The organism is Saccharopolyspora sp. NPDC050389, assembly GCF_040655595.1.
Taxonomy (GTDB): Bacteria; Actinomycetota; Actinomycetes; order Mycobacteriales; family Pseudonocardiaceae; genus Saccharopolyspora.
The window spans coordinates 76,178-87,204 of sequence record NZ_JBFAKG010000010.1 but is presented as its reverse complement, the minus strand read 5'-3'; the positions used below and the strand labels follow the sequence as shown (position 1 = coordinate 87,204).

Annotated in this window: 4 protein-coding genes and 1 pseudogene; all 5 read left to right on the top strand. The window is 72.2% G+C overall.

The genetic code is table 11. The features are described 5' to 3' along the window. Positions 1–1,269: pseudogene (locus AB0I53_RS08965) on the top strand (hypothetical protein); the annotation flags it as partial. 40 nt (positions 1,270–1,309) lie between these two features. Continuing rightward, positions 1,310–5,305 carry a type VII secretion protein EccCa gene (gene eccCa, locus AB0I53_RS08960; protein ID WP_358598789.1) on the top strand — a complete coding sequence of 1,332 codons (3,996 nt, stop codon included), beginning with the start codon at positions 1,310–1,312 and terminating at the stop codon, positions 5,303–5,305. Between the two features lie 104 nt (positions 5,306–5,409). Beyond that, positions 5,410–6,801: a type VII secretion integral membrane protein EccD gene (eccD, locus tag AB0I53_RS08955; RefSeq protein ID WP_358598786.1), complete on the top strand. Its 1,392-nt coding sequence runs from the start codon at positions 5,410–5,412 to the stop codon at positions 6,799–6,801. A 10-nt stretch (positions 6,802–6,811) separates the two neighbouring features. Continuing rightward, the gene (gene eccB / locus AB0I53_RS08950) at positions 6,812–8,164 is read left to right on the top strand and encodes a type VII secretion protein EccB (RefSeq protein ID WP_358598784.1); all 1,353 of its coding nucleotides are present in this window, start codon (positions 6,812–6,814) and stop codon (positions 8,162–8,164) included. Positions 8,165–8,169: 5 nt separating this feature from the next. Further along, complete coding sequence (locus AB0I53_RS08945; protein WP_358598781.1) at positions 8,170–10,962, top strand: hypothetical protein; 2,793 nt, start codon at positions 8,170–8,172, stop codon at positions 10,960–10,962. The last annotated feature ends 65 nt before the right edge of the window (positions 10,963–11,027 follow it).

Sequence of the window (11,027 nt, the reverse complement as noted above, 5' to 3'; positions counted from 1 at the left end):
CAGGGCTTGCCGCAGAACGGGCAGCAGGTTCCGGGTGGGATGCCGATGGTTCCGCCGATGATGCCTCCGGGTGCCGGTGGTCAGGGTTCCAACGCGGAGCGCCCGGATGCCTCGGGCTTGCTGGACGCCGGCGAAAAGCCCTGGGAGAGCGCTGGTCCGAACGTTGGCGAGCCGGAGGCTCCGCCTGAAGGCGTTCCGCCGGTGGCGGGCCCGCAGGACTGGTCGCCGGGCCAGGGCTTGCCGCAGAACGGGCAGCAGGTTCCGGGTGGGATGCCGATGGTTCCGCCGATGATGCCTCCGGGTGCCGGTGGTCAGGGTTCCAACGCAGAGCGCCCGGACGCCTCGGGCCTGCTTGACGCAGGTGAGAAGCCTTGGGAGAGCACCGGTCCGAACGCGGGTGAACCGGAAGCACCGGATGGTGCCGTTCCGGGCGGCCCGGGCCTCGGCATGCCACCGGCCAATGTGGAGACTCCGGCGCTTCCGCTCGACGCGGCAATGCCGCTCGAAGGCGTTCCGCGTGCGTCGGGTCCGCAGGGCTGGTCACCGGGCGAGAGCACGCCGCAGAACGGGCAGCAGGTGCCCGCTGGGATGCCGTTGGTTCCGCCGATCGTGCCCCCGGGCGCCGGTGGTCAGGGTTCGGGTGCCGAGCGCCCGGATTCCTCGGATCTGCTGGAAGCCGGCGAAAAGCCTTGGGAGAGCGTCGGCCCCGAACCCGAGGCGCCTGCCGATCCTGCCGACTCGGTCGGACAGTCCGGCGAGGACACGGCCGGTCCCGGGAACCCGGCGGAAACCCCGGAGGACCACGTGCCGGTCGTCAGGCGCGACGCGGCGGAGCAGGACACCAGAGCATGGGACGTGCCCAGCGACGGCCTGCCGTGGCTCGTGCCGTTCCCGGTGACCGCGCGCCCCGAGGAATCGGATCGCGACCGGCCCGCACCGGACCACGCGCTGCGGGACAGCAAGCCGTGGACCGGCGCGGCGTCGGCCGGCAACGGCTACGCCACCTGGCGAAGCGCGAAGTGGGCCGAGGGGAACGGGAAACCGGTGGAGGACGAGCAACCGCTGATGTGCGGCGGCCCGACGCTGAGCCCGGAGGAAGCGGCCGCCATGCGGGCCGAGAAGCAGGCCCAGGCCGAAGCGGAGGCCGCGGCGGCGGAGGCCGAGGAGGAGGACGAGAAGAAGGAGCGGTCCAGCGCGGACCTGCTCGTGAGGGATAACTCTGCCTGGGGCGCAGGACCGGCCACGCCGCCTTCCGGAGTGATCGGATAGGGGAGATTCCGCACTCGCCGACCGCAAATGAGGCACACCCATGAGCACCATCACGGTGAAGCGCCCGCCACGGGTCGCCGGGCCGGAGATGCCCGAAGGCGAGGTCGAGCTGCAGGAGCCGCCGGTGATGGCGGAGCCCGCGGCGCTCGACTTCCGCTCGGCGGCCATGTACCTGCCGATGGGCATCGGCTCGGCGGCGATGGTCATGATGTTCGCGTCGTCCAGCAGGTCGCCCGCGATGTACATGATGGGCGGCATCATGGGCGTGGGCATGCTGATCATGGGCCTGAGCCAGATCGGGCGAGCCGGCGCGGAGCGCAAGCTCAAGATGAGTTCCGAGCGCCGCGACTTCCTGCGCTACATCGCGCAACTGCGCGAGAAGGCGCGGGAAGCCGCGGATCAGCAGCGGCGGGCGGTCGTGTGGAACCATCCCGAGCCGTCCTGGCTCTGGTCGGTGGCGAGCGGGCCGAGGCTGTGGGAACGCCGCGCGAACGACACCGACTTCGGCCGGGCCCGGATCGGGTTGGGCACCCTGGCCGCGGCGGTGGAGTACACGGCGCCGTCGACGAAGCCGATCGAGGACCTCGAACCGCTCGCCGCGGTCTCGTTGCGCCGCTTCCGGGAGGCGTACCGGACGGTGTCGGGCATCCCCATCTCGGTCGGCCTGCGCAGCTTCACCAGCGTGGAGTTCGCCGGTTCCCAGGAATCGGCGGTGGGGCTGGCGCGCGCCATCCTCGGCCAGCTGGTCACCTTCCACTCGCCGGACGAGCTCCGGGTGGCCGTGCTGACCGACGAGACGGGGCAGCCGGAGTGGGACTGGGTCAAGTGGTTGCCGCACAACGCGCACCCGACGATGCAGGACCCGGCGGGCCCGCTGCGGCTGTTCGCCTGCGACCACGACGAGCTGCTGGACGTGCTCGGCCCCGACATCACCGACCGGCCGGACCACGATCCGGGCAGCCGGCCGGGCGTCGTCGAGCCGTTCATCGTGGTGGTGGCGCACCAGGCGGACATCCCCGAGTCCTCCCGGTTGCTCGACGGCGGACTGCGCAACGTGGTGCTGCTGGACCTCACCGGCAAGATGCCGGGTGGCCCGAAAGTGCTCCGCCTGACGGCGGAAGGCGACGCGGTGGAGTTCCCGGCGGGGGATGCCACGGGGGCCGCGCAGCGCGACGAGCTGAGCCTGGCGCAGATCGAGTCGCTGGCCAGGCTGCTCGCGCCGAAGCGGACGAGCGGCTCGGTCGACGTCGTCGACCAGCCGCTGGAGAACGACTTCGAGCTGACCAGCCTGCTGGGCATCCGCGACCCGCGCACGTTCGACGTGCCCGCGCTGTGGCGGTCCCGCGCCGCGCAGCGGGCCCGGCTTCAGGTGCCCATCGGCGTCACCGAGGACGGCGAGGTCGTCGACCTCGACCTGAAGGAACCCGCGCAGGGCGGGATGGGGCCGCACGGCATGCTGATCGGCGCCACCGGTTCCGGCAAGAGCGAGCTGCTGCGCACCCTCGTGACCGGCCTGGCCGCGACCCACTCGTCCGAGATCCTGAACCTGGTGCTGGTCGACTTCAAGGGCGGCGCGACGTTCCTCGGGATGGACCGCCTGCCGCACACCTCGGCGATGATCACCAACCTCGCCGACGAGCTGCCGCTGGTCGACCGGATGCAGGACGCGCTCAACGGAGAGCTCGTGCGGCGGCAGGAACTGCTGCGGGCGAGCGGTTTCTCCTCCTCGTTCGAATACGAGAAGGCCCGTGGGGGCGGCGCGCAGCTGGTGCCGTTCCCGGACCTGCTGATCGTCGTCGACGAGTTCTCCGAGCTGTTGGCCAACAAGTCCGAGTTCATGGACCTGTTCGTGTCCATCGGGCGGCTCGGCCGAAGCCTCGGGGTGCACCTGCTGCTCGCGTCGCAGCGTCTTGAGGAAGGCCGGATCCACCGCGTCGAAGGGCACCTGTCGTACCGGATCGCGCTGCGCACCTTCTCCTCGATGGAGTCGCGGGCGGTCATCGGCGCCGCGAAGGCGTACGAGCTGCCGTCCGATCCGGGAAACGGCTATCTGAAGATCGACACCACGACGCTGGTCCGCTTCAAGGGCGCGTACGTCTCCGGGCCGTGCCCGCCGAGCGACGGCCCGGTCGCCGTTTCGGAGAACCGGGCGTTTTCCGAGGTCGTCTCGTTCCGCACCCAGCCGTACCCGAGCCTGCACGCGATCCGGCCCGCCGAGGAGGAACCGGATTCCACCGAGGCGCCGGCGGAAAAGCCCGAGGTGGAGTCCACTGAGGACGTTCCCTCGCTGGTCGACGTCATCATCGGGCGCCTGGCGGGCAGCGGCCCGCCGGCCCGCCAGGTCTGGCTGCCGCCGCTGTCCGAGGCGCCGAGCCTGGACACGCTGCTGCCCACCGTGGTGCCGGATCCCGCCCGCGGGATGACCGTCGACGACCCCGGCAGCCGGGGCGTGCTGCGGGTTCCGGTCGGCGTCGTCGACCGGCCCTTCGAGCAGCTGCGGGACCTGCTGGTCGCCGACCTCGGCGGGGCCGACGGGCACGTGGGCGTCGCCGGCGCGCCGCAGAGCGGGAAGTCGACGCTGCTGCGGACCCTGGTGCTGGGGCTCGCGCTGACCAACACGCCGGAAGAGGTCCAGTTCTACTGCCTGGATTTCGGCGGCGGCGGGATCATGTCGGTGTCCGGCCTGCCGCACGTCGGCTCGGTGGCGACCAGGATGGAGCACGACCGGGTGGTGCGAACCATCGCGGAGCTGACCCAGCTGCTGGAACGCCGCGAATCCCTGTTCGCCGAGCACGGGTTCGAGTCGATCTCGGCGTACCTGCGGGCCCGCGCGCGGGGCGAGATCGACGACCCGTTCGGTCACGTCTTCCTCGTCGTGGACGGCTGGTTCACGGTCAAGCAGGACTTCGCCGACGTGGAGACGAAGATCGGCGAACTGGCCTCCCGGGGGCTTTCCTTCGGCATCCACGTGGTGCTCAGCGCCACCCGCTGGTCGGAGATCCGCCCGTGGCTGCGCGACCTGCTGGGCACCAAGTTCGAGCTGCGGCTGGGCGACTCGATGGAGTCCGAGGTCGGCTCCCGCAAGGCGGCCACCGTGCCGAACCAGCCGGGGCGCGGGATGACGGCGAAGGGGTTCCACTTCATCTCGGCGCTGCCGCGCCTGGACGGCACCTCCGGGGCCGAGGACCTGGCCGACGCGACCAAGGGCGTCGCGGAGGAGGTGCGGGCGTTCTGGCCCGGCCGCGCCGCGCCGCCGGTGCGGATGCTGCCGACCCACCTCCCCGCGGCAGAACTCCCTGCGCCGGAGCGGGAATTCCGGGTGTGCCTCGGCTACGACGAGCAGCGGCTGGAGCCGGTGTGGCACGACTTCTTCGTCCACCCGCACCTGATGGTCTTCGGCGACAGCGCGACCGGCAAGACTAACCTGCTGCGCTTGGCGCTGCGTTCGATCCGGCAGCGGTACGGCCCGGACGAGGCCAAGATCGTGCTGGGCGACGTGCGCCGGGACCTCGACCAGGAGGTGCCCGCCGAGTACGGCGTCGGCTTCGGCTTCAGCTCCGACACGCTCTTCCAGCTCGCCGAGCAGGCGCTGGGGTCGATGACCAAGCGGGTGCCGGGACAGGACATCTCCTCGGAGCGGCTGCGCAAGCGCGACTGGTGGGAAGGCCCGGAGCTGTTCCTGGTAGTGGACGACTACGAACTGCTCGGCCGGGGCGGCGTCAGCTCGGCGCTGGAACCGCTGCTGCCGATGATCCCGCAGGGTGTCCACATCGGACTCCACCTGATCATCGCCCGGAGCACCTCGGGCGCGATGCGCTCGATGATGGACCCGGTGCTGCGCAGGCTCTGGGAGCTCGGCACGCCCGGCGTGCTGCTGTCCTACCCCAAGGAAGAGGGGAAGTTCCTCGGCGAGGCCGCGCCGCGCAAGCTGCCGCCCGGTCGTGCCCAGCTCGTCACCCGCCGAGGCGTCGGGCTGATCCAGACCGGCCTCGTGACGGCCGATTCCACCACCGCCGCCTCGCCGGCCGGTTTGTAGGGACCCGTCATGAACCTCGTTCCCGGTTTTCCCCCACCGCGGCCAAGAACCACGCCGCCGCGCGCCGAGTTCGGCGACAGGCTTCATCTCAGGAGGAAGGGCTCATGACCAGAGCTGCTGAGTTGTGCAGGATCACGGTTTTCGGGCCTGACGGCAAGGCCGACCTCGCCGTGCCCGTTTCGACCACCGTGGCCGATCTCCTGCCGGTGCTGCTCAGTCACACCCAGAAACAACCGCAAGGCGGCGAGCAGGGGTCCTGGGTGCTGCAGCGGCTCGGTGGAGCGCCGCTGGACCAGGCGGGCACGCCGGAGACGCTGGACTGGCTGGAAGGCGAACAGCTGCACCTGCGGCCGGCCGACGATCCGCTGCCCGAGCTGGACTTCGACGACCTGGCCGACGGCATCGCGACTTCCGTCGGCCAGCGCAAGGACCGCTGGAAGCACGCACACGGCCGCATCCTGTTCACCACCCTGTCGGCCGCGGTGGCCGCGGTGATCGGGCTGGTCCTGCTCGGTCCGGGACCGACGGAGCTGCACGCCGGCTTCGCGCTCGGGCTGGGCGTGGTCTTCGTGGCCGCCGCCGTGCCCGTCGCCAAGAAGCTGGACGACCTCGGGCTGACCAGGCTGACCGGGCTGGTGGGTTGCGCGTTCGCGGGGCTCGCCGGGCTGATCGCGGCCGACGGCGTGCCCGGCGCAGCGGCACCAACGCCCACGGGAATCGTGGTCGGCGCGGCGGGAGCGGCCGTCGCCGCCGCCATCCTGCTGGTGTTGCGGCGGTTCGCCGCCGACGGGATCCCGTACGCGCCGTTCATCACGATGCTGCTGGTGGCGGCGGCGGTGATCGGCGGTGTCTGGCTGGGCGCGGGATTCGGCCTGACGGTCGGCCAGGTCGCCGGGGTCCTGGCCACCGTGCTGTTCGGCGTGGTCGTCTTCGTGCCGAAGCTGACCATCCGGGCCGCTTACCTGCGCGGGCCGCAGCTGCCGCGCAACGCCGACGACCTCCAGCAGGACATCGATCCCGCGCCCGCCGACGACGTGTTCGCCCGGACCGCGGCGGCGGACCGGTACATCAGCGTGGCGATGGTCGTCGCCGCCACCGTCTTCGTCGGGGCGTTCCCGTTCATCCTGGCCGAGCCGGGCTGGATCTCGTGGGCCATGGTGAGCCTGCTGGCCTGCGCGGTGCTGCTGCGCTCCCGCAACTTCCTCGGTGTCTGGCAACGGGTTTCGCTGGCCGCGGCGGGCGCGTTCGGCCTGGGCCTGGTGGTCCTCCACTTCGCGCGGGAGTTCCCGCCCGGATGGCGCACGGTCCTGCTGGTCGGGCTGCTGCTGGTGCTGTTCGCCTTGGTCAAGGCCACGCTGCGGCCCGAGACGCGGCGGATGCTGCCGATCTGGGGACACCTGGCGAACATCTTCGACACCTGCACCGCGCTCGCGGTGGTACCGCTGCTGCTCCAGCTGCTCGGCGTGTACGCCTGGGCGCGCGGACTGGCCGGGTGAGGGGCGGACCATGCAGACCCAGCGAGACCACGTGCACGCCCACCAGTTCCTGATGGGCCGGATGAGTTCCGCCCTGGTGCTCGGCGATCCCGCCAGCGCCGAGGTGCCCGCCCGGCGGGCCGCGGTCGGCATCTACATCGGACTGGTGCTGGCATTGCTGATCGCGGTCGGCTTCGGCATCTACGGGTGGCTCGTCCCCGGTGGCAACAACGCCTGGCGGGCGCAGGGCGCGATCGTCGTGGAGAAGGAGACCGGCACCCGCTACGTCAACGTGAACGGCGTGCTGCACCCGACGCTGAACTACGCCTCGGCGAAACTGCTGCAGGGACCGAATGCCAACTCCAAGGTGACGTTGCTTTCCCGGGCGTCCTTGGCGGACGCGCCGCGAGGCGCACCGCTGGGCATCCCGAACGCGCCGCAGGTGTTGCCGTCGGCGCAGGACCTGGCCGGTTCGCACTGGCTGACCTGCCTGCCGGGCTCGGTCGGCGACGTCGCGCCCGGCTCGCCGGAACTGAGCCTGAACTTCGATCCCGGCGTTGCCGCCGTACCGCTGCCCCCGGACCGGTACGTGCTCGTGGAGTCGCCGGCGGGCACGCAGTACGTGCTCTGGGGTGGCGCGAAGCACCAGGTGGCCGAGCCGACCGTGCCCGTCGCGTTGGGCATGGCGGCCGTGCGGCCCGTACCGGCGCCGCAGCCGTGGCTCGATGCGCTGCCGGACGGTCCGGTGCTCGCGTCGGCCCAAATCGACGGCATGGGCGCGTCGGGGCCCTCCATCGGCGGCAAGGCGTACCCGGTGGGCCAGCTCTTCGAGCAGCGCTCCGTGAACGGCGATGTGCAGACGTTCGTGCTTCGTCGCGAGGGCCTGGCGCCGATCAGCCGGACCGAGTTCATGTTGCTGGAAGTCGCTGCCGGTTCACCGGAACCGGCCCAGATCGATGCGGCGGCCGTCGCCGCGGCACCGCGCTCGGCCGACCGGTCGCTCATCGGGAGGATCCCCGATCTCAGCGGAGCGCGGTGGCAGGACCACGGCCCGACCGCGATGTGCCTCCGGCAGGCTCCCGTCGGGCCGCGCGTCGCCAGCGAGGTGGTCTTCGCGGGTCCGGATGCCGCCGCGGGCGGTGTCCACTTGCGACCGGGAACCGGCGTGGTGGTGGCGGCGCTGCCGATCCCGCCCGGTCGGCGCGTTCCCGACCGCTACCTCATCACCGGCGACAGCAAGTACCTGCTGCCGGACGACGACTCGATGCGGGCGCTGGGTTACGCCGGGGTGCCGGTGCGGCCCATCGCGAACGATCTGCTCGCCACCGTGCCGAGCGGCCCGGCTTTGAGCCAGGCCGCGGTCGGCGCGACCAGGAAGGGATGAAAGTGATGGCCGCACGGTCCTCGTTGTCCCCGTTGCACAGGCGGCGCCGCGGCATGCCGGAGCTCGCGCTCGCCAGGCACACCGTCGGCAACGTGCTCGTGGTGTGCCCGGAGCAGAAGATGACCCCGGAGACGCAGGCGCTGGCCATGTCCGTGGCCGCCGACGACGAGCACGAGATGGTGGTCGTCGACCTGCCCGTCGGCGTCCCGGTCGCGGCCTGGGATTCCGTCGCCGAGCTGCTGCCGCGGCGGCGCCGCGGAGTCCGGCTGATCCTCGGCGGCCGGTCCCGGGAGGCCACGGCCCTGACCGGGCAGTGGCTGTCGGAACGCATCGGGCGCACCGTGGTGGCCCCGGACGGGGCGATCTTCCGGGGCGCGGGCGGGACGTTGTTCGTCCATTCCGGGAAGGGCAGCGGCTGGGTCCGGTTCCGGCCGGGCCGGGCGCCGGAGTGGGAGGCGAAGCGCTTTCCCCGCCCCTCCTGGGATTCCGGCGCCACCGACCCCTGGCCCACCAGTTCCGTCGGCATGGCCGACCCGATCCCGGGCGGGGTGTGGATCCACGCCGCGGCCCGCGACGCCGAGTCGGGCGAGCACTGGTCGCGGCTGGTGAGCGGCATGCCCTGCCAGCCGGAGGTGCTCACGGTCGTGCTCGGTTGCCCGGGCACGCCGCCGCTTTCGCTCGACGACGTGAGCCGGTTCTGGCGGCAGCTCGACGACCAGGTCCGGGCGAAGGTCCGCTTCGTGCAGTACGGCCCCGTCCGGCTGCCTCAGGGCGAAACGCTCGGGCAGGCGATCGCGGACCTGCTCGAAACCCGGGTCGTCTGCTACACGGGAATGCCGGTCGGCTCGACGAAGGCCCCGGACATCTACACGGTTTGCGCGGACGGCGGGCTCGGCTGGCACGCCTTCGCCCGCGAGGTCGGGTACCTGCCGAGGACGGATCCGGCGTTCCGGGAGACCCCCGTGCTGCTGTCGCACCGCATCCCGGTCGGCGGGGTGGAACAGGTCGCGCCAGCGGTCTACTGGTACACGCCTGATGCGGTGCTGGAGGTCGTGCAGTCGGGCTTGTGGGTGCGCCCGCCGGAGGGCGCGCAGAACGCGGCGGCGGTGCGCGCCGAGCCGTGGCGCGCCGACGTCAACATCCTGGCCTTCGATGCCACCGACGAGAAGCGCGCCGAGCGCATGCGGCTGCTCGCCCAGGACGTGCTGGCCCGGCTGGACCCCGCCACCCGAGTGCGGTGCCGGATCGTGCCCGCCTCGGAAGTGGGCGGGTCGGAGATTCGCATCGTCGGTCCCGCGCAGGGTGAGCTGGTCGCCGAGGCGGAGCCGTCGGCCGCGCAGTCGTCCGGGCAGTCGGCGGGGCAGTCGGCGGGCAACTCGTCGGTGACCGACACCGTGCGGCTGCCCGCGGTGCAGGACGCGGTGCGCACCGACATCGGTGGGCCTGCCGCCGTCGCGAGCCCGGTCGCCGAAACCCCGGTCGATGCCGGGATTTCCCTCGACACCGGGGCACCGGTCAACGACGTCGTCGCAGGTGCCACCGAGGCCCCGGCAGCCCCCGCACCGGCATCCGGCGCCGCAGCATCCGGCGCCGTAGCGGTCGACCCCGGGCCGGCACCCGGCGCCGCAGCACCCGAGACCGCAGCGCCCGGCATCGCAGCACCTGGCACCGCAGCACCCGAGACCGCAGCGCCAGGCACCGCAGCACCTGGCACCGCAGCATCCGGCACCGCAGCATCCGGCACCGCAGCGGCCAGGACCGAGCCGCGGCCCGAAACCGGCCCGGCCTCGGCGATGACGATCCGGCTCGAGAGCTCGCCGGTTCCCACCATCGACGAACCGCCCGCGCCGCGGTCGGCCGACACCGCGCCGTCGGCCCCGGAACCGACCGCGCCGAGCGCCACCTCGGCGCCGAAGCCCGCCCCGGCCGCCGAACCGGCCGAGCCCGCCAAGGCCGGAGGAGGCCGCGCGGAAGCGCCGAAGGAACCCGCCGAACCGCGATTCCAGCCCACTCCGGAACCTGCGGCTTCGGCACTGGTGGCCGACCACGGCCTCACCGAGGAGCGCGCCTGGCTGCGCCGGACGTTGAGCCGCGATTTCGACACCATGTCCCACTCGATTTCCCGGATCCTCTCGGAACACCCCGGTTTCCAGGGCTCCGACGGCCGGTCGTCCGCCGACGTGCTGACCGATGCCGTCGCCGTGCGGCTGCACCTCTCGGAGCGCGGCGAGGCGATCGACCAGGCCCTGCGGACGGGCGAGAACGGGCCGCACGTGCCCTTCGCCCGCTGCGTGGTCTCCGGGCTGACCCGGCTGCCGTCGCACCGGGGCGCGACCACGTTCACGGCGTCGCCGACCCCGCAGCAGTGGGAGCGCTACCAGCAGCGGCGGCTGGTGACCGACTGGAGCTTCATCCATGCGCTGACCGAGCCCAGCCCGGACCAGCAGGGCGAGGTCGACGTGCTGGTGTGGTCGATGACGGCCCGCCGCACGAAGCTGCTTGAGCCGGGCGGCACCGACGAGGTGGACAACCGCGTCGTCTTCGTGCCCGGCACCAGCTTCAAGGTCCTGGAAACGACGGAGTCGGGAGCGGACGGCACGCGCGGCCGGATCCTACTCCGCGAGCTGGCGGAGTCCGAAGTGGACGAATCCGGGCGGGTGGACGCGCGGCCGTCGCTGGACGAGCTGGCGATCACGTCCCTGCGGCGCTGCGTCGAACGCTGGTCGTCGGCTCAGCCCCGAGGCGCGGTGGGGAAGTCCGCTACCCACCGGTTCGGCTGGATGCCGGGACTGGTGTAGCGGCGATGACGGGCATGCCGGTGAAGCGCCGATTTCGCGCGGAACCATCGAGGGCGGCGGAGAGA

Bases quoted from the DNA above. Each gene is read 5' to 3' on its own strand.
- eccCa (WP_358598789.1), top strand. From the start codon at position 1,310: ATGAGCACCATCACGGTGAAGCGCCCGCCACGGGTCGCCGGGCCGGAG.
- eccD (WP_358598786.1), top strand. From the start codon at position 5,410: ATGACCAGAGCTGCTGAGTTGTGCAGGATCACGGTTTTCGGGCCTGAC.
- eccB (WP_358598784.1), top strand. From the start codon at position 6,812: ATGCAGACCCAGCGAGACCACGTGCACGCCCACCAGTTCCTGATGGGC.
- AB0I53_RS08945 (WP_358598781.1), top strand. From the start codon at position 8,170: ATGGCCGCACGGTCCTCGTTGTCCCCGTTGCACAGGCGGCGCCGCGGC.